Raw genomic sequence first — 26173 nt, 5'->3', positions numbered from 1 at the left:
GTGGTCGGTCACCACGGCACCGGGCCGTCGGCGGCGAAGTGGCCTCCGGTCGGCCCGTCGGGGCCGATCGTGGCCATGCGCAGGATGATCTCGGCGCCCTCCTGGACCGTCTTGGTGCCCTTGTGCCCGTTGAGGTGGGTCCGGGTGCAGCCCGGGTGGGCGACGTCGAACCTGAGCTGGGGAAGCGCCTTGGCGTACTGGACGGTGAGCATGTTCACCGCGCTCCTGGACGAGCTGTAGGCCGGGAACGACCGCGTCGACTCGAACCGCTGGGGATCGGTGACGCGGGCGAGTGAGCCCGGGCTGCTGCTGACGTTCACCACTACGGGGTGGTCGCCAGAGGACAGCAGCCGTCCTCGGTGCCCCTGAAGTAGTCGGCAAGGCCACGCAGGCCGAGGGAGAAGACACCATCGCGGAACGATGCGGTCAGTTCTTCCGCGTCCTGGGGCGCACAGTCGAAGGTGAGTGCCCATTCGACGACGGATTCGCCGGTGCTGGTCAGCGGTATGACGCGCATGGTGGATCGGTAGCCCTGGAGGGGATACGGGGATTGGACGATGTCGTAGGCCAGCGACCGTGCGTGGTCATCGAGCGCGACAAGGCTTTCCGTGACCCGTTGCGTTGTCCGAGGCGTCTTCGTGCCGCTGATTCCACGGTAGCGGTGTGCGAAGGGGTGAGCCTGGGTGTCATCCACCCACGCTGTCGACGGCTTATGCCGTCTCTTGCGCGGCCTCCGTCAGCCCGGTGATCTCCTCCGCGTCGAGCGTGAGTTGTGCGGCGGCGAGGTTCTCCTCCAGGTGGGCGACGCGAGAAGTCCCGGGGATCGGCAGGATGTTGTCGCTACGGGCCAGCAACCAGGCCAGTGCCACCTGTCCCGGTGTGGCGTCGTGGCGGCGGGCGATGTCGTCCACCAGGCCGCCCGGCCGGGCGAGTTCACCGGCGGACACCGGTGCCCACGGCATGAAGCCGATGCCTTCGCGGGCGCAATAGTCGAGGACGCCCTCGCTGGAGCGGTCGGTGAGGTTGTAGCGGTTCTGGACGGTGGCGATCGGGGCGATCCGACGTGCCCTGTCGATCTGGTCGACGGTCACCTGGGACAGTCCGATCGAGACGATCTTGCCCTCGTCCTGGAGGTTCCGCAGCTCGCCCACCTGTTCCTCCAACGGCACCTTCGGGTCCACGCGATGCAACTGGAACAGGTCGATGTGGTCCAGGCCGAGCCGCCGAAGACTCATCTCGGCCTGCTGCCGCAGATATTCCGGACGGCCGACCGGCGGCCACGCCCTGGGGCCGAGGCGTACCAGACCCGCTGCCGTTTCGATGACGTCGGGGCCGTTGCGGGTCAGCCCGGCCTTGGTGGCGATCAGGATGTCGTCGGGATAGGGGTGGATCGCCTCCCGGATGATCTCCTCGCTGACGTGCGGGCCGTACGAGTCGGCGGTGTCGATCAGCTGGACGCCCAGTTCGACGGCGCGGCGCACGCCCCGGAGGCACTCGGCGCGGTCGGCGGGCTCGCCCCAGATGCCGCGTCCGGTCAGTCGCATGGCGCCGAAGCCGAGCCTGGCCACCTTCTTCCCGGCGATTTCGAAGGTGCCGGAGTTATGTGCGATCGGTGTGCCGGTCGTCATGGGTCTGTGCCTCGTACTCTTCGGTGCGTGTCGGGCTCGTCCGGCGTGTCCGGGCAGTGCCGCCTTGGGGTGGCCGATGCGACGGACCGTCCGCTGCCCGATCCGCGGCGAGTGATCGCAGCAGGACCAGGGCGTCCGCGCTGGGGCTGCCGGGCCGCGCGGAGTACACGAACAGCTGCTGGCCGGGAGCGCCGGTGACGGTGAACGCCTGGTAGTGCAGATGCAGGTCGCCGACCTGCGGGTGCCACAGGTGCTTGTCCTCGCTGGTGCGGGGCCGCACCTCGTAGCGGGCCCACAGGGTGGCGAACGCCGGGCTGTGCCGTGACACCTGCCCGATGACCTCGGTGACGCGCGGATCGTCGGGAAACGGGGACGACAGAGCCCGCAGATTGCCGACGACCCCCTGCGCGGCGTGGTCCCAGTCCCTGTAGAACTCCCGGGCAGCCGGGTCCAGGAAGATCATCCGCAGCAGATTGTCGGTGCGTGCGAAGCCGCAGTACAGCTGGCGGGCCACCGGATTGGCGGCCAGGATGTCCAGCGCCGGGCTCACCACACAGGCCGGAACCTCCACGAAGTGGTCCATCAGCTGCGTCAGTTGCGGGCTCACCTCCGGCACCGGGACCGTCAGGGCGGTCTGCGGCGCCGGCAGGGCGAGCCGGAACAGATGCGTTGAAGCGGCGTCGTCCAGACGCAGGGCACGGGCGAGTGCGTCCAGTACCTGTTCCGACGGGTGCCGTTCACGTCCCTGCTCAAGCCGTACGTAGTAGTCGGTGCTCACTCCGGCCAGGAGCGCGACTTCCTCCCGCCGCAGCCCCTTGACCCGGCGCGCGGTGTGCGAGACGAGTCCCACCTCGTCCGGAGACACCAGATCGCGGCGAGCCCGCAAGAAGTCACCCAGGTCGTTCCTGCTCATGCACTCCACGCTAACCGCGCTCACGGCGACCAGCCTGGGTGCCGTGCACCCAGGCTCGCGCCGGTGCCACGGGGCGAGGCCCCGCCGCGCCAGCGCGGCTCAACAGCGGGAGGACGACCACCCCTCCCAGGCAATGCCGAGGGGAGCCCCGCCGTTCGCCATCCGCAGGTCAACTCCGCGTTGGGGCAACGCGCTTGGGCGACAGCGCCGCACTGCCCATCGCCTCCAGGCATCTACCGAGGCTGTAACGCAGGGCCGGTACTCTCCCCCGCTGCGTCTGGCCGGCGCCCTGAACGGCGCCCTGGACCGCCTGCTCAAACAGGGGGTGATCCGGATCAAGCGGGAAGAGGTCGTCGACGGCCGGCCGCGTCGCCGCAGAGAACCCGGTTCGTACGGCCGGGCGCCGTGCTCGGCGTCCCGCCTAAAGGCCCAGGAGTGCTGACAGGGTGCGGGCGGCGAGGTCTTCCGCTGGCTCGTCCAGGCCGAAGCGCTCGTGGGGCTGCCGCAGACTGAGGACGGCGAGACCGTGCACGGTGGCCCAAACGGACCTGGCCATCAGCTCGGCGGACGGGGCCGTGGGAATGACGGCGCACCGCTGAGCCTCGACAACAGCCGACAGCAGGACATCGAAGGATTCGTGACCGACCGGACCGAGACCCGGCTGGCCGCGGAACATCGTCACGAACAGGTCCGGATGGTCCTGCGCGAAGCGCACGTACGCCCCACCCATGCACAGCAGCCGCTCGCCCGCGTCGGCGGTGGCCGTTGCCGCCCGTTCGAGGCACTGGTGAAGGACCTCGTAGCCCTGTTCGGCCACCGCCGCCAACAGCTCGTCTCGGCTGCGGAAGTGCCGGTACGGCGCGGACGTGCTCACGCCGACCCGGCGCGCGACCTCGTTGAGGCTGAACTGGTCGTGTCCCCGTTCGGCCAGGATCTCCCTTGCTCCGTCGACCAGTGCCTGCCGGAGCGCCCCGTGGTGGTAGCTGGTGCGTGTCGCCGGCGTGGATCCCATCCGCCCACGGTAGCAACCGGAGCCTCGGGTGCGGGCGGGCATCATCCTCTGCGGGCGGGCATCCGACCCGACAATGTGAATGCTTCTAACATTCCTGCTATGTTAGAAGCATTCACATCATGGAGTTGCACTAGGAGACCTAGGAGCACCGATGGCCCTGACCGCACCCCCCGCACGAGGCAAGCAGCGTTCCCCGATGGGCCGTTCGCAGTGGAGCTGGGCATGGATCGCCCTGTCCTCGCTGGCGATCACCGGCTACTTCGTCGGCCAGTACGGACAGGGCACGCTCGACGCCCTGGCGCACCAGCACGTGGGGCTCGCATCCACCTACGCTCCCCAGGCATGGCCGATCCAGGTGGCCTTCTACCTTCACATCGCGTTCGCCGGACTGGCACTGGCATTGGGTCCCTGGCAGTTCTCCCGCAGGCTGCGCAACCGACACATACGAATCCACCGCGCCATCGGGCGGTCCTACATGATCACCGTCGCGATCGGTGCCGTCTCAGCGTTCGTGATGTCGATGTTCAGTTCCGTGGGGTTCCTCGGCTTCTTCGGCTTCGGCTCGTTGGCGGTGCTGTGGGGATGGACAGCGTGGCGCGGCTACCGTGCCATCCGACAGCGTGACGTTCGCAGCCACCAGGCATGGATGATCCGCAACTTCGCGCTGACCTATGCCGCCGTGACGCTGCGGACATGGCTCGGCGTGCTGATCTTCGCGCAGGTGCCCTTCGTGCACGGCGGGGACGCCTTCAACAGGATCTTCGCGCAGGCGTACGCCCCGTTGCCCTTCCTTTGCTGGCTGCCGAACGTCGTCATCGCAGAGATCATGATCAGGCGCCGGGGCCTCCCGGCAATGCACATCTCGTCAGCCGCCGCGATCGAACCCGCGGGTGACATCGCACGGGCGTGAAGCCCGGGGCGGAGGCCTCCCGCTGACGCCACGGCGACGTTCATGCCGCACCACATCAACATGCCGTGCCGCCGCACCCCTGCGAGTGGGTACGTCTAGCACGTCTTGCGGACGTAGCCGGCGTCGCCCGGGGTGGTCACGTCCCTGTCCCGGCGGACGATGCTCAGCCGCTTGCCGAAAGCGGAGCATGCCTTGTGCAGGCCTTGGTCGGTGTACTCGATCACGACGACGTGGTCGGCGAAAGCTGAAGCGTACGTGCCGCATTCGTTGTACTCGGCGCACTCCTCGGCGACGGCGAAGTCCACATGGGTCCGGCCCTTGCTGCCCGCGAGGTCGGCGGTGTTCTTCTGGCCGATGGCCAGCCCGCGCGCGTGGGCGTGGGTGGCCAGCAGGGTCATGAAGGCCTTGGCGTCGTCAGCGGTGAGCAGGCCGTCCGAGCGGCTGTAGCTGTCGTAGTTGTCGGGCTCGACGGCGTTGTAGCCCTTCCCCGCACATTCGTCGATCCAGTGGTCGATCCTGGCCGCCACGCGGGTGCGTTTGGCGGACGTGGTGATGTCCAGCAGCGCCTCGTTCCAGTCGTGGTCGATGACGACCTGGCCCTTCGGGTCGTGCAGCAACAGGTCGGCGGGCCACTGACCCTGAGCGCCCGGTTGAGCCTGGAAGGCGTTCACGTAGCAGATGCTGTAGAGCCCTGCTGCCGGGGCGGTCGTGTGGTCGCGACTGACGATCGCTACGCCGGGCGACGGTGCGTAGGGGCCACCGATCTGGTAGTCGAAGCCCGCGTGGACGGGAGGCAGCTTCACATTGGTTGCGTTGGCCGACTCTGTGGTGATTGCCGACTCGGTGCTACCGGCTGGCTTGTCGGTATTCGTCCGCGCGGGGTCACACGCGGACAGCGTGGCCGCGGCCACCGCGACGATGGCCATCATGGCCGCGGTCCACGGTCGCCGGGCGCGGAAGGTGTCGTTGGCGGTCATCGCAGTGCTCCATCATTCGTGGGTGACGCCCCCGCCTCGGACGCTTCCGCTGTCCTGGCGACTCCGTCCGGGCTCGGGGCGGGTTCTCTTCCTTGCTGGGCGCACCTGTTAGTCCCCCCGGGCGCTGGGTGGATGAAGTCTTCTCCGCAAGCCGACGGCAGCCGCGGACGCGGCCGGTGTGACAACCGCGGCGGCTGCGGTGATTCGCTGTGTCTTCATCAATGTCCTGGTTCTGCTGAGGATCGAACTCCCAATAGGGGCCATACGCGCCGCTCTGCTGCGCGGTTTCGCCGTCGCCGTGTCTGTGACGGGCCTGTGACAGTGCTGTGGAGGCCGGTTCCGCGGCCTCGGGACGTGCTACGGCGTCCAGCGATCTCGACATCGTCGGTGGCCCGCTGTCCGACGGCTGCCAATGCATCTGGCGAGGCATCGCCGAGCCGGTTGCCGGGCGCTGAACGTCGGGCGACACGGCGTCCGCATGCCGCGCATGAGCTCGCTCACGAAGCGACATACGACGTCCCCGTCGCCGGGCCGCAGCTGCGAGTTCGGATCCGGCATCGCCGCAACGCCTGCCCCGGCGACCGCGACGAAGCGGATGGCGCGCTGGCCGTCCACAGTGAGCACGGCGCCCCCAACCATCCCATCGCCAACCTCGACGAGGAACGGATCAGCGGCTGCGCGGCTGCTGCCGAAGGAGCAGTTCGAGCGTCGCGCGGGCGTCGCGACGCCGCTGCGGCTTCCTGGCGAGTACGCAGACACCGGCCACAATGGCGACGGTGGCCGCATACAGCGTGCCGGTGGCCCCGACCAACACATATGCGTCGTGCAGGAGTTGTGCATAAGTGGACACGAGCTGCACCTCCAGGCCGGGTTGACCGCGTCGGTGCGGTAGGGGCGGTGGCAGGACTCCGCGGTGGGACGGTTTCCGGTGTTCCTCCCCTGCCGAATCAACCGCAGCGGCGGTCAACACGCTAGTTGTGGACAGATCGGGCAGCCGTAGATCCCTCGGGCCGCAAGTGACGGCGGACGCGTGGGACGCAGCTGCGGGGCCTCTGCGGATCCGGGGTCAAGCCTGGACTGGGCGGGTCCTTCGTGCCTTGGGTTGGGTGTCCGACGGGTGTCGATCGGCATCGCCGCCTCCACCGCCTGCGGGTGGCTCGACGGCAAGGGCGTCCGTACCGGGTCCCAACTGATGGGGTGTTTCGCGGTGCGTGTGGTGCTCCCCAGTATCACGCCGAAAGCCTCAGGAGCATGTACGACGCACCGAAGAGTGAGGGGAGAAACTACAGGTCAGGATGGCCTGTAGTTTCCAGCAGTGCGGTCGGGACCGGTTCCCGCCGCACTGCCACCCGGCTTGCCGGAACACCGAATCGGACAGTCCGTCAGACCGCCGGGGCCGGGTAGGTCGGGTACTCCACCCCGGAGACGGCCTGGACGACGCGGACGACCTGGCAGGAATAGCCGAACTCGTTGTCGTACCAGAGGTAGAGGATCGCGTTGTCGCCCTCGACCTTGGTCGCGCCGGCATCGACGATCGAGGCGTGGCGCGAGCCGATGAAGTCGCTGGAGACCGCGTCGGGGGCGCTGATGAAGTCGATCTGGCGCTTGAGCGGTGAGGTCAGCGACACGTTGCGGAGGTAGTCGAGGACCTCCTCGCGGGTGGTCTCGCGCGCGAGTTGCAGGTTGAGGATCGCGATCGAGACGTCCGGCACCGGGACGCGGATCGAGCTACCGGTGATCTTCGCTTTGAGGTCGGGCAGCGCCTTGGCGACGGCGGAGGCGGCACCGGTCTCGGTGATGACCATGTTGAGCGGCGCCGAGCGGCCGCGGCGGTCGGAGCTGTGGTAGTTGTCCAGCAGGTTCTGGTCGTTGGTGAACGAGTGGACGGTCTCCACGTGGCCGCGCAGGACGCCGTACTCGTCCGCCATCGCCTTCAGCGGCGGGACGATCGCGTTGGTGGTGCAGGACGCACAGGAGAGGATCTGCTCGTCCGGCTTGATCATGTCGTGGTTGACGCCATGGACGACGTTGGGGACGTCGCCCTTGCCCGGCGCGGTCAGGACGACCTTGGCGATGCCGAGGCGGAGGTGCTTCGACAGGCCCTCACGGTCGCGCCACCTGCCGGTGTTGTCGATGAGGATGGCGTCCTTGATGCCGTATGCCGTGTAGTCCACCGACGTCGGGTCGTCGGAGTAGATCACCGCGATCTCGTTGCCATTGGCGATGATCTTGCTGTTCGCCTCGTCGACGGTGATCGTGCCCTGGAACTGGCCGTGGATGGAGTCACGGCGCAGCAGCGAGGCGCGCTTGACGATGTCCTGACCGGCGCCCTTGCGGACGACGATGGCGCGCAGCCGCAGGCCGTTGCCGGAGCCGGCCTTCTCGATGAGCAGGCGGGCGAGGAGACGGCCGATGCGGCCGAACCCGTAGAGGACGACGTCGCGCGGCTCGCGGCGCTCGATCTTGTCGGCACCCGTGGCGCCGGCGACGGCGTCGGCGGTGAACTCCTCCACCGAGAGACCACGGTCGTCGGTCTTGTACGTCGCGGCGAGCATGCCGATGTCGATCTGGGAAGGACCGAGATCGAGCGTGGTGAGAGCCTCCAGGAACGGCAGCGTCTCGGTGACCGAAAGTTCTTCACCGGCGATCTGCCGGGCGAATCGGTGGGTCTTGAGGATGCTGACCACCGACTTGTTCACCAAGGAGCGGCTGTGCAGCAGGACCGTGACGTCCCGCTCCCGATGCAGCTTCCCGATCATGGGGATCATCGACTCCGCGATCTCCTCGCGGCACTTCCAGTCGGTGAACGTGTCCTCGTTGACAGTCACAGGTTTCTCTTTCGAGCTAGGCGGTGCTCATATGCTAACGCCCCACCCTTTTGATCATTCCAACGGTGCCACCTGAGCGGGATGCCGCGAACGGGCCCCATGGCCGCGCCGGACCGGGAATGGGTTCGGCATGGGGGGAGGTGTTCAAGTTTGCAATGATTTGCTCCGGTACACCCCTGCGCGCGACTCGTCGGCCTCGCCGCCGAGTGATCGCATCGACCCGCTCGGCGGACCGTCGGCCGGGGCAGAGCGCAGTACCTGCCGATTTCCTGGACGCGTGGCGTAGGCCGCTGCCGGGCGGCGAAGATCACCGTGCGCCCGGGTTCGCGACCTCACTTGACGGTCCGCCATCGCGACCGCCCCGTGATCCGCGCCGAGGGCGGCGACCCCGGCCCGGACCAGTGATGCAGAGCCCCCAGGGCTGAACCGCCGGAGCCACGGTCAGGCAGCTGCCCAGGCGATCGAGTCGGCGGCATCCTCACCGTGGGATTGACAACCACGTACAGCGCGCCGGAGCTTGAGCTTGGCGCAGACGTGATCGTTCCCGACCTCTCCGCCGTGTCCGTGCGCGACACGGACACGGCATGGAGATCACGATCACCACATGATGCGTTTCGAACGAGACGCGCGTGGGTGCAAGCGGGTGGTCGCTGTCATCTGCACTCTCCGCCTCCTCGCTCAGACGGGGTCCACCGAGCCGTCAGGAGACCTTCACTCCCAGCAGATCCACCGGGGTGATGACCGGAGCCGAACGCAGCATGGTCTGCGCCGCACCCATCAACGCGGCGGCGATCCGGCCCTCCAGGTGTGCTTGACGACCCTGCTCGTCGTTGAAGGTGTCGAACACCCCGAAGGTGGTGGCGTCCTGGCGGAACGAGAACCAGGTCACCGTGTGCTGCTCCCGCTCGGCCAACGCCACCGCCTCACGCAGCATCGCCTCGACCTTGTCGGCGTACTCCGGCTTGGCCTCGATACGCGCCAGCAGACCGATCTTCATCGTGGTCACTCCTCGCTATGGGAACTGCCGGGTATCCGGCACACAGCGAACCTACGGCGCTGATCAGCAACCACATCAGTGGCAGAAACGACATCACTGATAGCGTTTACGTCATGGAGGTAGCGGTACTCGTCTACGACGGCGTCTTCGACTCCGGACTCGCGGCGATCCTCGACGTACTGGACGGCGCCAACGCCATGGGCGAGGAGATCCGCGAACCACCATCCTGGAACGTGACCACGATCGGCCCCCAACCCCAGGTACGCACCGGAGCCGGGCACCTGGTCGACACCGAACCCCTCGCCCACGCCGAAGCAGCGGACCTGCTGATCGTCCCCGCCCTGGCCGAGCGCCGCCCCACAGCACTGCTCGACCACATCAGCGCAGACCCATCACTCCCCGTCCGCAACCAGATCGCCCAAGCCCGAGAACGCGGCACACCCATCGCCTCCGCCTGCACCGGAACCTTCCTCCTCGCCGAGGCGGGAATCCTGAACGGTCTGCGCGCGACGACGAGTTGGTGGCTGGCACCGGCCTTCCGCGCGCGGTACCCAGCGGTCCAGATCGATCAAAGCCGGATGGTCATCGATTCGGACGGCGTCACCACCGCCGGCGCGGCCTTCGGACATGTCGACCTCGCCCTGTCGATCGTCCGGGCCAGCAGCCCCGCGCTGGCCGACCTGGTGGCCCGCTACCTGGTCATCGACGAACGCCCGTCGCAGTCCGCCTACACCATCCCCAGCGCCCTGGCGCAAAGCGATCCGACCGTCGCGGCCTTCGAACGCTGGGCCCGTGAACGCCTCGGCGAACCCATCAACATCCCCGACGCCGCCAAGGCCATCGGCGTCAGCAACCGCACACTGCAACGCTCCGTCCAGCGCACCCTGGGAACCTCACCCATCCGCTTCGTCCAGGACCTCAGGATCGAACGAGCATCGCACCTGCTGCGCACCACCGAACTGTCCCTGGAAACCATCGCCCGCAAAGTCGGCTACGAACACCCCAACACCCTGCGCGTACTCCTTCGCGAACGCACCGGCAAAACCACGACGAGCCTTCGAGGCATCTGACGGCCTTCGGGCTCAGCTGTCGTCGGCGACGCGGACTGTGCGACCGGTCGAGTCGCAACTTCGGTTCGTACAACACCCGACTCGTCCTACTGGACAAGTCTGAGAAGGGTTCGTTGAACACCTGCCGCCAGGACACGCACTTCACTCAGACGATCAAGCTCGATCGACTCTCCGAGAACTCCCGGATCTGTGCGCGTACGCAGGCAGGCGACATCCCCCTGGTCACGCTCAAGGGCGTCGCGCCGAAGCCCGACCCTGGCCGGTACGTACTGCTGGACACGACCGTCCGGCAGCACGCCATGGACACCAACTGGCCTCCGCTCAAGTGGAGTTGGCACCCGGCGGCGACACACTGATCATCGCTCGGTAGGTCGCGGTGTCCTCCGGCTCGCCGACGCGTCGGCCCTCGGCTTCCACCCAGGCGTGCGCGGCGAACGGCGGCGTACGCACGCCTGAGCACCACGTGGGCCAACTGCCGCCCAGCCGACACAGCAGGGCCGTGGCCAGCGAACGCTGCAGGCAATAGCGCCCGGCGCACAGCGTGCTGGTGGCCGTCACCTCCTGCCGTGCCCGCAGCGCCTCGGCGTAGTCGGCGGGCTCGGCCCCACGGCGTAGCAGATGCAGCACTGCGCGAATGCGGCGCGGCGGCAGCCGGGCGATGAGATGCGCGGCGGCGACCGCGGCTCGGGCGGCGAGGCGGCGGCCCAGCGGCGGCCGATTCTCGCTGGTGTCCAGGACCTGGCTCACGGGGCGGTCACCAGCTTCGCCCGCGTGAGCTGGTCCACCAACGCCGCGACATCGGCGGCTGCGCGCTCTTGGCTCACCGGCCGCGTCCGGGCGAGCTGATCGGCCACCTGCTGAGGCGTGGCGCCGTCGAGAAGGGCCTGGACGACGAGGGCGCCGGTGCCGTTGAGTTGCCAGTAGCACCCCCGGCGCTCATCCAGCAGAACCATGCCGTCGTCGGTCGGGCATGCGGTGACGTCAGAACGTAGTCGGCTCAACGTGGTGCTCCTCTGTGCGTGTACTTGTGCTCGGGGCAGACCGGTCCACCCGGTCCGGATCGGGTCGGGCCACACCGGGTCGACTCAGGTGAGCCGGGACGGGTTGCGCCTCCAGGTCCCGCAGCCATGCCTCGGCACCCAACGTGGACTCCAGCGAGGGGGCTCCACCTCGCAGCAGGCCCGGGGAGAGCAGGACTCGCCGCAGCAGCTCCTCGTCGGCGACGCCCGCGGCCACCAGCCGGGAGTCCTCAGCCCACGCGGCCAGGTCGCGCCGGTGCAGCCGCAGGCCCTGTTGCCACTCGACGCCGCAGTGGTCCTTGGTGGTCCGGCGCAGGATGCGAGCGGGCACCAGGCCGTCCATCGCGGCGGCGAGCAGTGGTTTGTACGACCACGGGGTCGCCGCCTCGTGCGGCCGGGCCGCCAGACAGGCGTTGATCACGGCGTCGTCACAGAACGGGCTGTGCGCGGGCAGGCCCGCGGCCACCGTCTCGAACGCAAGGTGCCCGGCAATCCGTCCCGCTTCCTGTGCCTGACGAATCCAGGCGTGCTGGCCGCGCTCGGCGGCCAGCGGCTCGGCGTCGCGGGCCGCGGCACGCAACAGCTCGCCGAGCAGGTCGGCGGCCTGGTCGCTGGCCCATGGCGGAAGTTGTGGCCGCAGTCCCCACCCTTGCGGTGCGCAGACCGCACCGCGTGCCGGCGCGGCCCGCAGCTGCCCGGCCGTCCCGGCCAGCCAGGACCCGTATGAACGCCGGTCGAGCAGCATGCGCACACCGGCGGTCAGTCGCCAGCGGCGGCGGGCCCGCAGACCGGCGGCATGCCGCAGTCCCACCAGCGGGGAGCGGCGCAGCAGCCCGTGCAGGTAGGCGTCCGGCGGCTGGACGACATGGTCGCCGCCGTGCCCTGACAGCCGGCGGACGGCCCCGCGCAGCCGCATCGCCTCCGCCAGGTGGTGCTGCTGGGCTCGGTCTCGCAGGCCGGCCGACGGCTCGTCGCCGGCGTCGCGGCGGTCATCGAGCCCGGTGAAATGGGCGGGCAGCTCGGCGGAGGGGAACAGCAAGTGCTCGGCGCTGGGCAGGTGTTCGGACGCGTGCCGAGCGTAGACGTGGTCCTCGTTGCCGGGCGCCGTCCAGTGCAGGGTGGCGGCGACCAGGCGGGCCCCGGCCTCGGCGGCCAGAAAGCACAGGGAGGTGGAGTCCATGCCTCCGGACAGGTCGGCGCCCAGCACCTCCCCTGGCCGCACCCGAAGCGCCACGGCCGCACGCAGCGCCTGCCGAAGGGCGGGAGCGGCCTCGGCGAGCGGCAGCTCGCTCTCGGGCGCCTGCCACCACCAGGCCGTATGCCACTGACCGCCTGGTTCCAGGTGTAGCGCCTCACCCGGGACGACGCCGTGGACACCGCGCCACAACCCGCCACCGGCCAGTGGGTGCGGTGCGGTGAAGCCGGTGAGGCGCACGGCGAGCTGTGCGGCATCCAGTTCGGCACTGGTGAGCCAGGCCAGGGTGCGGGCGCGGTCGGCGCACACGGTGCCGCCCTCGACCGACGCCAGGTACACCCGCCGCTCCCCGGACAGGGTCCCGCGGACGTAGGTGTGGCCACCGACGGAGGCGATGACGTGAAAGCTGCCATGGGCTTTGGACAGTTCGCTCTCGACGGCCGCGAGGCCGCGCACGCGCCTGGCCCGTTCGGTCAACTCCTCGGTGGTGAGCGAGCACGTCCCGGCGACGGCCAGCCGTACCTCCCCGGCGGCGACGACCGTCAGCTCGCCGGGCGACCAGGCGCCGACCAGCCACGGCCGCCCGGAAGGGTGCGCGACGAGCTGCAAGGCGCGCTGCCGCAGCCGCCGCATGACATCGGGGTGGATCTCGCGGTCCGGAAGAACGACGAACCAGGTGGGGGTGGAACCCATGGGCCTGTCCAGTGCAGTGAGGCGGGCGCGAGTGGCAGGAGGCGACTCCGGAACGAGTCGCGCGGGTCGCGGCCGGGTGCCGACCCTCGCCCAGCGAGGGGCGGAGCCAGCACCCGGCACGCGATTACACGCCGACCCAGTGGGCGTGGTACCCCTCCGGCGTAATCCCTTCGACTCCCTGGGTGAGCTCGGTGTAGTCGCCGGCTTCCGCCAGCATCGGGGGCTCGTAGACGTCGGCGGACTCGGTGGCCAGTGTCTCGCTCATGGTGATCACATCCTCCGGTTCCCGGGAGCGGGTCTTCCGCTTCCCTCCAGACCATTGACACCTGCACACGTCAAGGTGCGCCACACCGATTGGCCGTAAGCCACCCTGGCGGCTTACGTTTTGTCATCAATTAGCGGTGAATATGACTCAAGCATGTTTATTTACCTATGAACTGGGTAATAGCGCCACCGATGTACCGGTGGGGTGCCAGCGCCAAAGGAGGGGGCCGATGCCGTTGTGCGCGCCACCTGCTCCAAGCCCCTCAACCGTGGCGACTGAACGTCCGTCGCACTGGACCGCCAAGGCGAGACACGACAGGATTCGCTCGCCATCGACCAGCACCGTGCAGGCGCCGCACGCCCCCTGGCCACGCTCCTCGCCGCGAAATTGACGTGCAGTCAAATCTGTTGTGGCTGGCTCGAATCGACTTGGCGCCAGAACACGACGGGCCGACGCCACCACACCGGGAACGGTCCGCGTCTACGTCCAAGACTGTTCCGTATGGGCCGATACGGAACAGGCATGGCCAGTCGCGATGGTCGAGCCGCGTCCACCCACGCCCGCTCTCCCGGGCGGCGTTCGATGGGGCCGGCTGTGCGGCTGCGTAGCGGGCGGCGCGGCGTCGACCCGACGCCGCGCCGCGCGCAGTCACGCTCACCGGATGAGGGTGATGGTGGCAGGGAGGCTGCGGCAGGGTCAGACGGTGGTGACCACCTCGTCGTACTCCAGACGCGGGGAGCGAGGGCGCCAGGCGTTCTCGCCCGGCTTGCCTATGTTCACCACGGCCAGCGCCCGGTGGTCACCGTCCGGGAAGAACTCCTTGCTGAGGCCGTCGGCGTCGAAGCCGGTCATCGGCCCGGCGGCAAGGCCGGCCGCGCGCACGCCGAGAATGAAGTAGCCGATCTGGAGTGCGGTGTTGAAGGAGCCGGCCTGCTCCCGCACCGGGCGCTCGCCGAAGAAGACGTCCTTTGCCTGCGGGAAGTGGGGGAAGACCCGCGGGAGCTCCTGGTGGAATTCGTGGTCGGCGGCCAGGATGGCGACCAGCGGGGCCTTGGCGGTCTTCTCCTTGTTGCCGTCGGCCAGGTGGGAGACCAGGCGCTCGCGGGCCTCGGCGGAGCGGACCAGGACGATGCGCATCGGCTGCTGGTTGAAGGCCGTCGGGGCGTACTTGACCAGGTCGTAGACGGCCCTGATCTGCTCGTCGGTGACGGGCTCGTCGGTGAAGGTGTTGGCCGTGCGGGCCTCGCGGAACAGCAGGTCCTGGGCGGCGGGGTCGAGAGACAGCAGGCCGCGGTCGGCGATCGTCATGGAAGCAGCACCTCGTGATGGAACAGGAGCGACCGGGGCGTCGCTCACCCATCCAACGTAGATGAACTTTCAACTATTTCCAAACGTGCCTACCTCGGCACAACCGACGCGCAGCGGACACGCGTGCTGTCGACCGACGCGTCGGGCAGCACGAAGCCTCATCGCTCCGCTCAACCAGTTCTCCGGCGCCGATAGCACCCCGCTATTCACCTGTTCGAGGGGAACTGCGCGTCAAATCGAGCTGCTGCGCGTTGTTCAGGTTCCCTGCCGTATCCCATCGGCGGGAAGCGTGATCCTCTGATCTTCATGCATGAAAGGACTAGAGAGCATGCCGCGTATCGCGAAGGCGCTCGTGCTTACCGCCGCTACCGGGATGGCCGTCACGGGCGCGGCCGGGGTGGCCTCAGCCAACGCAAGTGGCGGTGCCGCCGCGGTCGGATCTCCGGGGGTCATCTCCGGCAACGTCATCCAGGTCCCGATCGAGGTCCCCCTCAACATCTGCGGGAACACCATCAACGCTGTCGGCCTCCTGAACCCGACCTACGGCAACCTCTGCGTCAACGAGTAGTGGCCGCGGGGTGCTCCCCACGGGGGTTGCACCGCCGCGGAGGCGGATTGCGTACGGCGCCCACCAGCTGTTCCCTCGGGTGGGCGCCGTCGCCTGCTTAGCCCCTGCCGAACACCTCATCCGTGCGGACGCTGAGATTCCGGTGCGCCGCCACGAGCGGTCATCGGAAATTCGCGGCGTGAGCACCTCGATCACATGCACTCCCCGTCGTTGACGAACCTGAGCACCACTGGCGGTCACACCGAACTCGTGTCCCTGGCGAACTGCTCAACGACTGCAAACAGCGACCAGGAGCAACGAGTTTCCGAACGGCACAAGGTGCGGAATGCCGGGCCGGAAGCAGTTCGACGTTGACGAGGCGTTGGACCGGGCGAAGCGCGTGTTCCGGCAGCGCGGCTACGCGTACCCCTCGCTCGATGCCCTGGGGTCCGCCACCGGTCTCGGCCGCGGGCCCCTCACGGCGCCTTCGGCGGGCAGGTACGCCCTGTTCCGCCAGTGCCCCGACCGCTGTGCGTCGGCCTACGGCGCCCGGTACGAGCAGGCGCTCGCGGTGCACCCCGAAGATGCGGTGCGCGCGGTGGTGGCGTTCTTCGACGTCTTCCTGGCGCGATCGCCGACCCAGAGGTCCCTGCGGGATCCTCATCGCGCAGTCCGCCGCGCAGTCACCGACAGCGAAGGAGGAGAACAGCAGCCATGTGCGCGCCCTGCTCGACACCCAGCGCCAACGGGTGCGCGCGGCACTGGCGGACTCCTCGGCCGAGCCTCAAGTGCTCGATGAGCTGGCCATGTTCGTCGTCGCGGTCAACCAGTCGTGGCGGTACTCAGCCGCGCCGTCGCCTCGAACGCCGAGCCGCGCTCCGTGGTGCGCTTCGCCTGCACGACCGTGGCGGCCACCATCGCCCGCGCTACGCCCGAGCCCGCCGTCGACTGACACACGCACAGCGCGGTCCGCGCCAGTGGTGAGCCGAGGCATGCCGACCGCCCAGGCCAGCGCCGAACTCCGCTGCCATATTGGCAAGTCGGGCCGCGCCCGTGGGTACAGCGGCGGTGTACCGTCAACAGCACGCGCGAACAGGGTCGCGGCCGCAGGAGCGGCCTGTGCCCGGACGCACGGTGTGCCTGGTGGGGTCAAGCGGGCTGCTGATAGTCGGCGAGAGCCTGGAACATCGCGCGTCGGCCCACGCTGGCGAGTACCGGGTTCTTGACGCGGTAGTAGTGCTCGGCCGTGAGTCCGAAGCACAGGGCCCAGCCGCGCCCTCGCGCCCAGGTCGCGTCGTCGACCGCTGCGGCCTCGCGGAACAGATCGCGGGTCTCGGCCGGGAGCAGGGTCCAGGCAGCCATCATGTCGCATGCGGGATCGCCGACGCCCAGTACGCCGAAGTCGATGACGGCGCTGAGTCTGCCGTTGCGCACCAGCAGGTTTCCCGGCAGCAGGTCGCTGTGGATCCAGACGGGTTCGCCGTCCCATTGCGGCAGCCGCAGGACTTCCTCCCATGCGGCGGTGACGGCGGCCGCGTCCACCGTGCCGTCCGCGCCCAAGTCCCGGATGGCGGCCCGCACGTCTTCGTCGCGGGTCATCACCGGCCCGCCGCGAGAGGACACCGGCCCGCCGGTGGCGTCGACCTGCCGTAGAGCCGTGACGAAGCGGCCCAAGTCGGCGGCAGCTTGGTGCGGATCGGCGAGGGGCTCGTCGTAGGCGGTGTCGCCGTCGAGCCAGCGATACACCGACCAGGGCAGGTCATAGCCCTCGCCCGGCACGCCCTTGGCGAGGGGCACCGGCACGTCCAGCGGGAGGTACGGAGCAAGGTACGGCAGCCAGCGCTGCTCCTTGGCGACCTGTCGTGCCGCGCCGGGAATCCGTGGCAGTCGCACGACCATGTTGTCGCCCAGTCGGTACATGGCGTTGTCGGTGCCGGCGGAGTACACCTCGGCGATGGGCAACGCGGCCCATCGCGGGAACTGTGCTGCGATCAGACGGCCTACGAGTGATGCGTCGATGTCGACCTCGTCGGCATGCATCTTCGTGTCGGGCACGTAACTCCTTGGCGGGGAACGCTCGTAAGTGCTGCGGGCGTTGGCGCGGTACCGCTGCGGGTGCGGAGCCTATCGGGCGTGTTCGAATCGTTGCCACGGCTTTTCGATCAGCTGCCGCCGCTCACACAACGAGGGTTCGGGGGCCCAACTACGCGCGCTGGGCGAGCGATCGGCCGAGCTCGCCGCGGCCCGCCGACGTCACGGGCTGACCAACGACGAGGCGAGGGCGTTGTGACAGGTGACCCTCGGTCGGCTTGAGATGGACGGTGGTACCGGACAACCGGCTCGCCACTCAACGGCCGTGAGCGTGGGGCACCGTCCGGTCCTGCGCACCTTGCCAGATCAAGCGCCGGCGTGCGGTCGCTCTGGAGGCCGGTGGCTCCGGGACGGCTGTGAAGTTGACCGAGACCATGGGCATCCATCTCCGCGTGGCGCACCCTTGAGACACCTGACACACGAGCAAAACGCACTCGCGCTAGTGTGCACGCGTGAGCCTCTATGTGGTTATGGGATGCGGGCCCGCCGGGGCGGCCACTGCTCGGCTGCTGGCCGAAAAGGGCCATTCGGTACGGGTTGTCACCAAGTCGGGCCGAAGCCCGGAGCCCGGCATCGAGCACATCGCGTTGGACGCGACGGACAGCAGGCGGCTGATCGAGGCCGTGCAGGGCGCGGCCGCGATCTACAGCTGTGCCGCACCGCCCTACCATCGCTGGGCGAGTGAATGGCCGCCGCTGGCCTCGTCGGTCTGCGCGGCGGCCGAGGCGACCGGGGCGGTCCTGGTCATGTTGGGCAACCTCTACGGCTACGGTCCGGTGGACGGTCCCATGTCCGAGGAGTTGCCGCTCGCGGCGACCGGCCCCAAGGGGCGGGTACGCGCCACCGTTTGGGAGCGGGCGCGGAAACTCCATGAGCAGGGCCGTATCAGGGCGGTCGAGGTACGGGCCTCGGACTTCTTCGGGCCCGGTGTGACCGACGGTGGACACCTGGCCGCGCGGGTCATGCCACGACTGCTGCGCGGCAAGCCGGTCTCCACACTCGGGGACCCGGACGCCCCGCACAGCTGGAGCTATCTCCCCGATGTGGCCAGGGCCCTGGTCGAGATCACGGGCGAGGAACGGGCCTGGGGGCGGGCCTGGCACGTCCCGACGGAGCCCGCACTGTCCACCCGGGAAATGGTCGACCGCCTTGCCGCTCAGTCGAAAACGGGCCCGGTCGCGGTGCGGCGGATGTCCCCCGCCGTGCTGGGTGTCGCGTCGGTGTTCTCCCCGCTGATCCGCGAACTCAAGGAGATCCGTTACCAGTTCGACCGTCCGTTCGTAGTTGACTCGAGCGCTTACGAAGCCGAATTCGCGGTACGAGCCACCCCCGTCGATGAGCAGGTCAAGGCGACGGTGGGCTGGTGGCGTGAGCGACTGGCCACCACTGGGTGACATCTGCGGCAGCGGACGCGGTGCAGGCCGTCTGACAACGAAACGATGCGACGTGGCCGGGGCTGTCCAGCCCGGCCCGTCCTGGACCGGCTTACGCCACGTCGGCCTCTCACGGGAGGGTCGGTATCCAGCGCTCCAGGGGAAGTCCGTCATGGTCGCCGAGCGGCTGACTCCAGGATGTCATCCGGTACCGGCTCCGTGGCTTTTCGAGTAGGCCGCAAGGCGGCCACCAGCAGGACTGCTCCGGAGAGTGTTGCAAACCGAGCCGTCTACCGGGGCACCCCGTCGGACCCGGGCTGCGGCCGGCGCGCTGAACGCTGCGGCCCGGATCGGCTTCGAGTTCGCCACGCCCAGCGTCCGGGAAACGCTGATCCCAACCGGACGTCGATCGGGCGCGTCCGTGCTCCGAGAAGGGCGAGGCTTGCCATGTACTGCTGTGCCAAGGATCAACGCTCCTCTCCCACCGGACGCGGGGGTGGGCGGAGAGTGGCTGCTGAACCGGACGCTCCACCACCGCGAAGGACATCCCATGGCCACCGAGACCTGGACCCCCGCCCCGCTGCCAGACCTGACCGGACGTACGGCCGTGGTCACCGGAGCCTCCAGCGGGCTGGGCATGGTCACCGCCCGCGAACTGGCCAGGGCCGGGGCGCGGGTAGTACTGGCCGTCCGCGACCCGGCCAAGGGGCGGACGGTCGCCGCGGCCATCGCCGGCGACACCGAGGTCCGCGAGCTGGACCTGGCAAACCTGGCCTCGGTACGGGACTTCGCCGCGGCCTGGTCCGGGCCGCTGGACCTGCTGGTCAACAACGCCGGGATCATGGCCGTGCCGCCGGGCCGGACCGCCGACGGTTTCGAACTGCACATCGGCACCAACCACCTGGGCCACTTCGCGCTCACCAACCTTCTGCTGCCCCGGATCACCGACCGGATCGTCACCGTCTCCTCGGGCCTGTCCCGGATCGGGCGGATCCACCTGGCCGACCTGAACTGGCAGCAGCGCCGCTACCAACCGATGCGCGCCTACGGGCAGTCCAAGCTCGCCAACCTGTTGTTCACCCTCGAACTCAACCGTCGCCTCACTCAATCCGGCGGCCGCGTACGGGCGTTGAGCGCACACCCGGGGGTGGCGGCCACCCCGCTGGACCGGCACATCGGCGGCCTGCAGGGCGTGGTGACCCGGGCCGGCTACCGCTTCACCGCCCAGCGGCAGCCCGAGTACGGAGCACTGCCCACGCTGTACGCGGCCACCCAGGACCTGCCCGGCGACTCCTACATCGGGCCCGGTGGCCGCAGCGGGGAACGCCCCCGGGTCGAGAGGCGCACCGCGAGAGACAGCGACGTCGTCGCCGCCCGCCGCCTGTGGGAGCTGTCCGAGGATCTGACCGGTGTCCGCTACGACCACGCAGCCGGGAACAGCTGAGCTGGAACAATGGCGCCATGGACCGTGCCCAACTGGCCGACTTCCTGCGCCGCCGCCGGGAGGCCCTGCAACCGGAGGACGTCGGGCTGCGCAAGGGCCCGCGCAGCCGCACCCCCGGCCTGCGCCGCGAGGACGTCGCCACGCTGGCCGGTATGTCGGTGGACTACTACATCCGGCTGGAACAGGAACGCGGCCCGCAGCCCTCCCAGCAGATGGCGGCGGCCCTGGCCCGCGGCCTGCGGCTGACCCTGGACGAACGCGACCATCTGTTCCAGCTGGCCGGCCACCCCACCCCCGGGCGCGGCGCGTCCGCCGAGCACGTCAGCCCCGCCGTACTGCGGGTCCTGGACCGGCTCGCGGACACCCCCGCGCAGGTGGTCACCGATCTCTCCGAGACCCTCGCCCAAACCCGCCCGGCCGTCGCGCTGCTGGGTGACCAGACCTGCTTCACCGGCCCGGAGCGCAGCGCGATCTACCGCTGGTTCACCGATCCGGCCTCCCGCGCGATCTACCCCGAGGGCGATCACGAGCTGCACAGCCGGATCTTCGTCTCCCAACTGCGCACCGCCCACGTCCGCGGTTCCCAGGGCCCACGCAGCACCGCGCTGATTCGCCGACTGCTGCCCGTCAGCGCGGAGTTCGCCGAATTGTGGAGCCGACACGAGATCGGCTACCGGCACGGCGACAGCAAGCGCATCCTGCACCCGCGAGTCGGCCTGCTCGACCTCCAGTGCCAGGCCCTGCTTGCCGAGGACCACACCCAGGCTCTGCTGGTCTTCACCGCCACTCCCGGCACCGACAGCTACGAGAAGCTGGCGCTGCTGATCGCGGACACGGGCGCGAAGCGCCGTTGAACGACAAGCTCAGTGGCCCTGCTGCTCGTACCGCTTGACAGCGTCCGAGGTGACCGGTGCGAAGAAGTTGACCAGGTTGCCGTCCGGGTCCCTGAACAGCAGCGAACGGTTCCCCCAGGGCTGGGTCGTGGGCTCGTTCACGATCTCGACGTCGAACTTCTTGAGCTTTTCGTACTCGCGGTCGACATCAGCGACGCGGAACTCGACGATCACACTGTGGTTGGCTGCCGGGCGGGGCGCCTGCGCACCGAGCCCCTGCACCGTGCGGGTGCTCGCAAGGGCGAGGGTTCCGCTCGGCGTGATGATCTCGGCGAAGTCGTCCGTAGACCGCTTCGCCGCCAGACCGGTGGCCCTCTCGTAGAACTCGACGGTTCGGGCGACGTCCTCCGTGATGATGCGGATCGAAGCAAAGTGCATGGCAAGCTCCCGTGAGATCTGATGTGCCGTGAGGCAGACTGTACGGTCGATACTGGACAGAAACCGCCCGGTATTCCGGAGGGCCTTGTCGACTTGAGTAGTCCTCTTGCTCGGGTGGTGCTCGCACTCCTTGAAGTCCTCCGGACAGGCGGTGCCCGCCCCATCGCCGATCTCGCCGACCGACAGTTCATGGACGTCTTATGCGAGCGCGTTGCCTGTCCGGTCGAAGTTGAGATCGTCGAGGAACGCCTTGCCCACAGATGCGGACCGCACCGGCGTACGGCCGTCACCGCCAGCAGGCGGGAACATCGAGGTACGTGCTGAGTCGACGTGCCTCATCAGCACCGAACCGTTGCCACTGCTGGAGACGTAGAAGGTGCTCGTGCCCGGCCGCACGACCACGCTCTCCGGGTTGGTGGCGGCGGACGGCTGGCCGTCGGCGCACCCGGCCCGACGTGCAAAGCCGCTGCCGCCGCGGAGGCGCTGCGGGTCGCGTGGTCGCTGCGGACTCGGCCCCAGGGGTGGCCGCTAAGTTCTATTCGAGGATTCCCGCCGAGGATGTCGAAAACACCGGGCGTGCTTCTACCTACCCGTGAGAGCCCCCGCCCGGGGGCGGGCACGACGAACGAGGAGCAGAACCGTGAAGTACATGCTGCTGATGCAGTTCAGCGAGAAGAACGTCGACTTCCCCAAGCTCGACGAGTGGAAGCCCGAGGAGATCCAGGCCCACATCCAGTTCATGAAGCAGACCAATGCCGGCCTCGCCGCCACCGGCGAGCTGGTCGACGCCCAGGGCCTGGCCATGCCGGAGACCGCGCGGATCGTGCGCTCCCACAGCGGCGGCGCGCCGGTCGTCACCGAGGGCCCGTTCCCGGAGACCAAGGAGTGGGTGGCCGGCTGGTGGATCGTGGACTGCGACACCGAGCAGCGGGCGATCGAGATCGCTGCCGCCGTCTCCGCCGCTCCCGGCCCGGGCGGGCTGCCGCTCGACATGCCGATCGAGGTGCGCCAGGTCATGGCGGCCCCGCCCACCGAGCTGTGACCACGCCCCGGTGACGACCTCCGAACCGACGGTCGACGACCTGCTGCGCACGCTCGCGCCGCAGGTCGTCGGCGTGCTCACCCGACGCTACGGGGACTTCGCCGCCGCCGAGGACGCCGTCCAGGAGGCCCTGCTGGACGCCGCCACGCAGTGGCCGACCGAGGGTGCGCCGCGCAACCCGCGCGGCTGGCTGGTTCAGGTCGCGAGCCGCCGGATGACCGAGCAGGTCCGCAGCGAGCAGGCCCGCCGCCGACGCGAGGAGTTGGTGGCCGGGCAGGTTCCGGCCGACCGGCGGTCCGAGCCCGGGGCCGACGCCGGGGACGAGGGCGCGCACGACGACACCCTCGCGCTGCTGTTCCTGTGCTGCCACCCGGTGCTGTCGCCGGCCTCGGCGATCGCACTCACCCTTCGCTCGGTGGGCGGCCTGACCACCGGCGAGATCGCCCGCGCCTTCCTTGTCCCCGAAGCCACCATGGGCCAGCGGATCAGCCGGGCCAAGCAGCGGATCAAGGCCTCCGGGGTGCCGTTCCGGATGCCGGACGCCGCCGAGTGGCCGGCCCGGCTGGACGCAGTCCTGCACGTCCTCTACCTGATCTTCAACGAGGGCTATGCCAGCAGCACCGGCCCTGAGCTGCGGCGCGTCGAACTCTCCCAGGAGGCGATCCGCCTCACCCGGGCCGTCCACACGCTGCTGCCGGACAACGCCGAGGTGGCCGGCCTGCTCGCGCTGATGCTGCTCACCGAGGCGCGCGGGCCCGCCCGCACCGGCCCGGACGGCGAACTCGTCCCGCTCGCCGAGCAGGACCGCGGCCGCTGGGACACGGCCGCGATCGCCGAGGGCGTCACACTGATCACCGCCGCCCTGCCGCGTGGCCCGGTCGGCCCGTACCAGGTGCAGGCGGCGATCGCGGCCGTCCACGACGAGGCGCCGACCGCCGCCGAGACGGACTGGCCGCAGATCCTGGCCCTGTACGGGGTGCTCGCCCGGATCTCCGACAACCCGCTGATCATCCTGAACCGGGCGGTCGCCACCGCCATGGTGCACGGCCCCGCCGCCGGCCTCGCCCTACTCGCCGACCCACCGCCCGCGCTCGCCGACCACCACCGGCTGTACGCGGTCCGCGCCCATCTGTACGAGCTCGCCGGGGATCGGGAGTCCGCCGTCGCCGACTACCGCACTGCCGCGCGCCGCACCGCCAGTCTCCCGGAGCGGCACCACCTCAGCCTGCGCGCCGCCCGGCTGGCCGCGCGGGCGGAAGCGGCGGACGAGGGGTAGCGGCTGCGACAGCACGAACCGACTTCGGCGTGGGCGCCTTTCTTCTGGTGGCCACTGAACTGGCGGCACTGAGCCGGGTGCAGTCATTCCTTCCCCCAGGAATGCCCGAACGGACATGTACCGACCGGGCGTTCGGGGGTATCCAGGTGCCAGTCCCACCGCGTCTGTCCGAGAGGCATGTTTCATGCGTATCCCCGCCCACGACAAGGCAGCGGCCGACGCCCGGGCGGACGCCTCCGCCCGTTCCCGGCGGGCGCGTGAGGGACAGCAGCGGCCCTCGGCCGCTCCCCCCGTGTCAGCGGCGCTGCTCGCCCTCCAGCGGACCATGGGCAACGCGGTGGTGACGCGCATGCTGGCATCGGGCCGCGGGTCCTCCCACGGCCACGAGGACCGGCTGGTGCAGCGCTCGACGGCCCTCCAGGTGCTGCGCTCGCCCGGCCAGCCGCTCCAGGAGCCCCTGCGTGCGGAGATGGAGAGCCGGCTCGGCGCCGATTTCTCCGACGTACGGATCCACACGGATCCCCTCGCGCAGCGGTCCGCCGCCGAGGTCGGGGCCCGGGCCTACACCTCGGGCAACCATGTGATCATCACGGACGGCGCCAACGACAAGCACACCCTCGCCCATGAGCTGACCCATGTCATCCAGCAGCGGCAGGGGCCGGTCGCGGGGACGGACACGGGCGACGGGCTGCGGGTCAGCGACCCCGGCGACCGCTTCGAACGCGAGGCCGAGGCCACCGCGGCGCGGGTCATGGCCGCGCATCCGCCCGTACAGCGTGCTGCCTCGGAGACGGAGGGCACCCCGTCGACGGTGTCCGGTGCGGGGACCGTCGTCCAGCGCAAGGGCCCCGAACCCCTCAGCTCGTCCCTTCCGGCCGAAGCGCCGCGTGCCGAAGGGCTGTTGGGCAAGTGGAAGGCGCTGACCCGTACACAACCGGATCCGAATGACGCCTTGGCGGCGCGGGTGCGGACCGCCATGGCCGCCTACGACAGCGATCCCAACCGCGACCCCATGCACTGTCTGGTGGCGCTGCTGGGGCTCCAGGTCGAGATCACCCCGGCCGAGGACACTGCCACCGGCGCCACCCAGCCCTTCCTGACGGCCGCCCGGGGGGCAGTCGAGGCGGAACTGGACCTGGTCAAGGGCCAGATCACCCGCGACGACAGCCTCCCGCCGGATGCCCGGGGGCCGTTCCGTGCGATGACCGACAACGGCATGCTGTGGAACCGCCAGGACTGGGCCGACAGCGCAGCCGCGTTCGGCATGCGAGGTCCCAGCTACTTCCGCGAACTGTCGGAGCTCAACCGGGCCGGGATGACCAAGGAGATCACCGGGCGGGGCGGGCAGAACTGGGTCCCTGACGTCACGGCCAAGCTGACGACCGCGCTCGGGCAGAGCGTGCTGTGCCACTACACGACCAGGTCCCGGGCCGAGCAGATGCTCGGCCAAGGACAGATGAAGTCGAAGACCGAACTGCTCAGCGAGAACCCCTACGCACCGAACAACTCGGAGCCGTACGACAAGCACGTCCTGGCCAACGAGGGCTTCGTGTTCTTCTTCCTGGAGGTGCCGGGGAGCCCGTTCCGCGAGACGCGGTTCGGCGGCGAGGAGCCGGCCCGGATCGAGATTCCGCTGGCCGCGTCCCCTCTGATGACCCAGGGCTGGCTGATGCTCAGCGACTTCGCCCAGCGCGAATACCCCACCCTGCGCGCGAAGCCCCAGGACCCGGCGCAGACGCAGAGCAAGCTGGCCACGCGCGAGGAGACCTTCTCGCCCGAATTCTCCCTGCCGGTGCGGAAGTTCGACGTCGGGGCGAGAGGCGCCGAGATGGACTTCGGCAAGCTCGCGGAAGAGATGGAGAACGAACAGAACCCGGAGCGCAGGGGGCAGATCCCCTACGCCATGACCCAGGCGGCGTCGGACCCGCACAGCGCCATGACCTATGGAGCCCCCGGCCCGCAGGCCCAGGTCCATGCCGAGCGGCTGCGTTCCAACACGCTGATGGGCAGCGACATCGTGCCGGGGCTGGTGGAGCGGGCGATCGTGGAGATCCAGCGCCTCGGGGACGTCAACCCCCAGCTCGCCGCCGCGCTCAAGGCCATGTCCGGCGACGACCTGATGAAGTTCCTCCTCAAGGATCTCCTGCGGCCGCAGGCGATGCTGCCGAACTCCGTCAACCTCAGCTCCGCCAGGATGGTCCTGGACTCCGGCCAGCAGGTGCCAGCCACCGCGTCCTGACCGGCGGGCTCGCCGCCCGGCCGCCGACCAGGTGCTGATAGATCACAGCCGCCCGCACGGTCGAGTGCCCCCATC

The 26173-nt window shown here is 69.5% G+C and carries 27 protein-coding genes; 10 read left to right on the top strand and 17 right to left on the bottom strand.

The genetic code is table 11. The features are described from left to right. Nucleotides 1–8 precede the first annotated feature (8 nt). From P2L57_RS07640 to P2L57_RS07615, 5 genes are all read right to left on the bottom strand, one after another. Nucleotides 9–320, bottom strand: coding sequence for a Rossmann-fold NAD(P)-binding domain-containing protein (locus P2L57_RS07640; RefSeq protein ID WP_275810349.1), 312 nt, complete (start codon nucleotides 318–320; stop codon nucleotides 9–11). A gap of 2 nt (nucleotides 321–322) precedes the next feature. Continuing rightward, the gene (locus P2L57_RS07635; RefSeq protein ID WP_275810346.1) at nucleotides 323–694 is read right to left on the bottom strand and encodes an SRPBCC family protein; all 372 of its coding nucleotides are present in this window, start codon (nucleotides 692–694) and stop codon (nucleotides 323–325) included. 16 nt (nucleotides 695–710) lie between these two features. Next, nucleotides 711–1628, bottom strand: coding sequence for an aldo/keto reductase (locus tag P2L57_RS07630; RefSeq protein WP_275810343.1), 918 nt, complete (start codon nucleotides 1626–1628; stop codon nucleotides 711–713). After that, entirely contained in the window at nucleotides 1600–2541 is a 942-nt protein-coding gene (locus P2L57_RS07625) for a helix-turn-helix domain-containing protein (protein ID WP_275810340.1), read from the bottom strand. Before P2L57_RS07625 ends, P2L57_RS07630 begins: the two co-directional genes overlap by 29 nt. Before the next feature lie 421 nt (nucleotides 2542–2962). Next, the gene (locus P2L57_RS07615; protein ID WP_275810337.1) at nucleotides 2963–3553 is read right to left on the bottom strand and encodes a TetR/AcrR family transcriptional regulator; all 591 of its coding nucleotides are present in this window, start codon (nucleotides 3551–3553) and stop codon (nucleotides 2963–2965) included. Nucleotides 3554–3704: 151 nt separating this feature from the next. Between P2L57_RS07615 and P2L57_RS07610 the strand changes: the two genes are divergently transcribed. Then, on the top strand, nucleotides 3705–4463 hold the full coding sequence (locus P2L57_RS07610; protein ID WP_275810334.1) for a DUF2306 domain-containing protein: 759 nt from the start codon (nucleotides 3705–3707) through the stop codon (nucleotides 4461–4463). Nucleotides 4464–4558: 95 nt separating this feature from the next. Here the strand turns inward: P2L57_RS07610 and P2L57_RS07605 are convergent, their stop codons facing one another. The 4 genes from P2L57_RS07605 to P2L57_RS07590 all read right to left on the bottom strand — a co-directional run bounded on the left by P2L57_RS07605 (nucleotide 4559) and on the right by P2L57_RS07590 (nucleotide 9265). After that, nucleotides 4559–5440, bottom strand: coding sequence for an endo alpha-1,4 polygalactosaminidase (locus tag P2L57_RS07605; RefSeq protein ID WP_275810331.1), 882 nt, complete (start codon nucleotides 5438–5440; stop codon nucleotides 4559–4561). Between the two features lie 667 nt (nucleotides 5441–6107). Then, nucleotides 6108–6290 carry a hypothetical protein gene (locus P2L57_RS07600; protein WP_275810327.1) on the bottom strand — a complete coding sequence of 61 codons (183 nt, stop codon included), beginning with the start codon at nucleotides 6288–6290 and terminating at the stop codon, nucleotides 6108–6110. A 532-nt stretch (nucleotides 6291–6822) separates the two neighbouring features. Then, on the bottom strand, nucleotides 6823–8268 hold the full coding sequence (locus P2L57_RS07595) for a glyceraldehyde-3-phosphate dehydrogenase (RefSeq protein WP_275810324.1): 1446 nt from the start codon (nucleotides 8266–8268) through the stop codon (nucleotides 6823–6825). Nucleotides 8269–8968: 700 nt separating this feature from the next. Then, nucleotides 8969–9265: a putative quinol monooxygenase gene (locus P2L57_RS07590; RefSeq protein ID WP_275810321.1), complete on the bottom strand. Its 297-nt coding sequence runs from the start codon at nucleotides 9263–9265 to the stop codon at nucleotides 8969–8971. Nucleotides 9266–9378: 113 nt separating this feature from the next. Here P2L57_RS07590 and P2L57_RS07585 point away from each other — a divergent pair, with 113 nt between their 5' ends. Both P2L57_RS07585 and P2L57_RS07580 read left to right on the top strand, forming a co-directional pair. After that, complete coding sequence (locus P2L57_RS07585) at nucleotides 9379–10335, top strand: GlxA family transcriptional regulator (protein WP_275810318.1); 957 nt, start codon at nucleotides 9379–9381, stop codon at nucleotides 10333–10335. A gap of 113 nt (nucleotides 10336–10448) precedes the next feature. Then, complete coding sequence (locus P2L57_RS07580) at nucleotides 10449–10691, top strand: hypothetical protein (RefSeq protein ID WP_275810315.1); 243 nt, start codon at nucleotides 10449–10451, stop codon at nucleotides 10689–10691. Here P2L57_RS07580 and P2L57_RS07575 read toward each other — a convergent pair. From P2L57_RS07575 to P2L57_RS07550, 5 genes are all read right to left on the bottom strand, one after another. Further along, nucleotides 10657–11082 carry a lasso peptide biosynthesis B2 protein gene (locus tag P2L57_RS07575; RefSeq protein WP_275810312.1) on the bottom strand — a complete coding sequence of 142 codons (426 nt, stop codon included), beginning with the start codon at nucleotides 11080–11082 and terminating at the stop codon, nucleotides 10657–10659. The two genes, P2L57_RS07580 and P2L57_RS07575, sit on opposite strands and share 35 nt — an antisense overlap. Further along, nucleotides 11079–11336 (bottom strand): lasso peptide biosynthesis PqqD family chaperone, encoded by a 258-nt coding sequence (locus P2L57_RS07570; RefSeq protein ID WP_275810309.1) that lies wholly within the window; start codon nucleotides 11334–11336, stop codon nucleotides 11079–11081. Before P2L57_RS07570 ends, P2L57_RS07575 begins: the two co-directional genes overlap by 4 nt. Next, nucleotides 11317–13242, bottom strand: coding sequence for an asparagine synthase-related protein (locus tag P2L57_RS07565; protein WP_275810305.1), 1926 nt, complete (start codon nucleotides 13240–13242; stop codon nucleotides 11317–11319). The genes P2L57_RS07570 and P2L57_RS07565 overlap by 20 nt, the downstream gene beginning before the upstream one ends. A 124-nt stretch (nucleotides 13243–13366) precedes the next feature. Next, nucleotides 13367–13507 carry a lasso RiPP family leader peptide-containing protein gene (locus tag P2L57_RS07560; RefSeq protein WP_275810303.1) on the bottom strand — a complete coding sequence of 47 codons (141 nt, stop codon included), beginning with the start codon at nucleotides 13505–13507 and terminating at the stop codon, nucleotides 13367–13369. 696 nt (nucleotides 13508–14203) lie between these two features. Further along, nucleotides 14204–14815 (bottom strand): malonic semialdehyde reductase, encoded by a 612-nt coding sequence (locus tag P2L57_RS07550; RefSeq protein ID WP_275810300.1) that lies wholly within the window; start codon nucleotides 14813–14815, stop codon nucleotides 14204–14206. A gap of 328 nt (nucleotides 14816–15143) precedes the next feature. On the opposite strand from P2L57_RS07550, the gene P2L57_RS07545 reads away from it, so the two are divergent. After that, entirely contained in the window at nucleotides 15144–15383 is a 240-nt protein-coding gene (locus tag P2L57_RS07545) for a chaplin (protein ID WP_275810297.1), read from the top strand. A 1128-nt stretch (nucleotides 15384–16511) separates the two neighbouring features. Here P2L57_RS07545 and P2L57_RS07540 read toward each other — a convergent pair. After that, entirely contained in the window at nucleotides 16512–17402 is an 891-nt protein-coding gene (locus P2L57_RS07540) for an aminoglycoside phosphotransferase family protein (protein ID WP_303656068.1), read from the bottom strand. A gap of 503 nt (nucleotides 17403–17905) precedes the next feature. On the opposite strand from P2L57_RS07540, the gene P2L57_RS07535 reads away from it, so the two are divergent. The 3 genes from P2L57_RS07535 (at nucleotide 17906) to P2L57_RS07525 (ending at nucleotide 21124) form a co-directional block, all read left to right on the top strand. Next, nucleotides 17906–18847: an NAD-dependent epimerase/dehydratase family protein gene (locus P2L57_RS07535; RefSeq protein ID WP_275810291.1), complete on the top strand. Its 942-nt coding sequence runs from the start codon at nucleotides 17906–17908 to the stop codon at nucleotides 18845–18847. Nucleotides 18848–19376: 529 nt separating this feature from the next. Continuing rightward, nucleotides 19377–20270: an oxidoreductase gene (locus P2L57_RS07530; RefSeq protein WP_275810288.1), complete on the top strand. Its 894-nt coding sequence runs from the start codon at nucleotides 19377–19379 to the stop codon at nucleotides 20268–20270. Between the two features lie 17 nt (nucleotides 20271–20287). Continuing rightward, entirely contained in the window at nucleotides 20288–21124 is an 837-nt protein-coding gene (locus P2L57_RS07525; RefSeq protein ID WP_275810287.1) for a helix-turn-helix transcriptional regulator, read from the top strand. Nucleotides 21125–21133: 9 nt separating this feature from the next. Here the strand turns inward: P2L57_RS07525 and P2L57_RS07520 are convergent, their stop codons facing one another. Further along, on the bottom strand, nucleotides 21134–21541 hold the full coding sequence (locus tag P2L57_RS07520) for a VOC family protein (RefSeq protein WP_275810284.1): 408 nt from the start codon (nucleotides 21539–21541) through the stop codon (nucleotides 21134–21136). 198 nt (nucleotides 21542–21739) lie between these two features. Continuing rightward, complete coding sequence (locus tag P2L57_RS07515) at nucleotides 21740–21937, bottom strand: hypothetical protein (protein WP_275810282.1); 198 nt, start codon at nucleotides 21935–21937, stop codon at nucleotides 21740–21742. A 253-nt stretch (nucleotides 21938–22190) separates the two neighbouring features. Between P2L57_RS07515 and P2L57_RS07510 the strand changes: the two genes are divergently transcribed. The 3 genes from P2L57_RS07510 to P2L57_RS40610 all read left to right on the top strand — a co-directional run bounded on the left by P2L57_RS07510 (nucleotide 22191) and on the right by P2L57_RS40610 (nucleotide 26098). Then, nucleotides 22191–22583, top strand: a complete 393-nt coding sequence (locus tag P2L57_RS07510) for a YciI family protein (RefSeq protein WP_275811134.1) — start codon at nucleotides 22191–22193, stop codon at nucleotides 22581–22583. A gap of 10 nt (nucleotides 22584–22593) precedes the next feature. Next, nucleotides 22594–23859, top strand: coding sequence for an RNA polymerase sigma factor (locus P2L57_RS07505; protein WP_275810279.1), 1266 nt, complete (start codon nucleotides 22594–22596; stop codon nucleotides 23857–23859). 184 nt (nucleotides 23860–24043) lie between these two features. Then, nucleotides 24044–26098: an eCIS core domain-containing protein gene (locus tag P2L57_RS40610; protein WP_372515641.1), complete on the top strand. Its 2055-nt coding sequence runs from the start codon at nucleotides 24044–24046 to the stop codon at nucleotides 26096–26098. Nucleotides 26099–26173: the final 75 nt, after the last annotated feature.

The sequence above is a fragment of the Streptantibioticus ferralitis genome, assembly GCF_029223525.1.
GTDB classification, from domain to species: domain Bacteria; phylum Actinomycetota; class Actinomycetes; order Streptomycetales; family Streptomycetaceae; genus Streptantibioticus_A; species Streptantibioticus_A ferralitis.
This window is presented reverse-complemented; position numbering and strand designations above follow the sequence as displayed.

Bases quoted from the DNA above. Each gene is read 5' to 3' on its own strand.
- P2L57_RS07585 (WP_275810318.1), top strand. From the start codon at position 9,379: ATGGAGGTAGCGGTACTCGTCTACGACGGCGTCTTCGACTCCGGACTC.
- P2L57_RS07605 (WP_275810331.1), bottom strand. From the start codon at position 5,440: ATGACCGCCAACGACACCTTCCGCGCCCGGCGACCGTGGACCGCGGCC.
- P2L57_RS07560 (WP_275810303.1), bottom strand. From the start codon at position 13,507: ATGAGCGAGACACTGGCCACCGAGTCCGCCGACGTCTACGAGCCCCCG.
- P2L57_RS07565 (WP_275810305.1), bottom strand. From the start codon at position 13,242: ATGGGTTCCACCCCCACCTGGTTCGTCGTTCTTCCGGACCGCGAGATC.
- P2L57_RS07590 (WP_275810321.1), bottom strand. From the start codon at position 9,265: ATGAAGATCGGTCTGCTGGCGCGTATCGAGGCCAAGCCGGAGTACGCC.
- P2L57_RS07630 (WP_275810343.1), bottom strand. From the start codon at position 1,628: ATGACGACCGGCACACCGATCGCACATAACTCCGGCACCTTCGAAATC.
- P2L57_RS07550 (WP_275810300.1), bottom strand. From the start codon at position 14,815: ATGACGATCGCCGACCGCGGCCTGCTGTCTCTCGACCCCGCCGCCCAG.
- P2L57_RS07540 (WP_303656068.1), bottom strand. From the start codon at position 17,402: ATGCATGCCGACGAGGTCGACATCGACGCATCACTCGTAGGCCGTCTG.
- P2L57_RS07625 (WP_275810340.1), bottom strand. From the start codon at position 2,541: ATGAGCAGGAACGACCTGGGTGACTTCTTGCGGGCTCGCCGCGATCTG.
- P2L57_RS07520 (WP_275810284.1), bottom strand. From the start codon at position 21,541: ATGCACTTTGCTTCGATCCGCATCATCACGGAGGACGTCGCCCGAACC.
- P2L57_RS40610 (WP_372515641.1), top strand. From the start codon at position 24,044: ATGCGTATCCCCGCCCACGACAAGGCAGCGGCCGACGCCCGGGCGGAC.
- P2L57_RS07530 (WP_275810288.1), top strand. From the start codon at position 19,377: ATGGCCACCGAGACCTGGACCCCCGCCCCGCTGCCAGACCTGACCGGA.
- P2L57_RS07545 (WP_275810297.1), top strand. From the start codon at position 15,144: ATGCCGCGTATCGCGAAGGCGCTCGTGCTTACCGCCGCTACCGGGATG.
- P2L57_RS07610 (WP_275810334.1), top strand. From the start codon at position 3,705: ATGGCCCTGACCGCACCCCCCGCACGAGGCAAGCAGCGTTCCCCGATG.
- P2L57_RS07510 (WP_275811134.1), top strand. From the start codon at position 22,191: ATGCTGCTGATGCAGTTCAGCGAGAAGAACGTCGACTTCCCCAAGCTC.
- P2L57_RS07525 (WP_275810287.1), top strand. From the start codon at position 20,288: ATGGACCGTGCCCAACTGGCCGACTTCCTGCGCCGCCGCCGGGAGGCC.
- P2L57_RS07615 (WP_275810337.1), bottom strand. From the start codon at position 3,553: ATGGGATCCACGCCGGCGACACGCACCAGCTACCACCACGGGGCGCTC.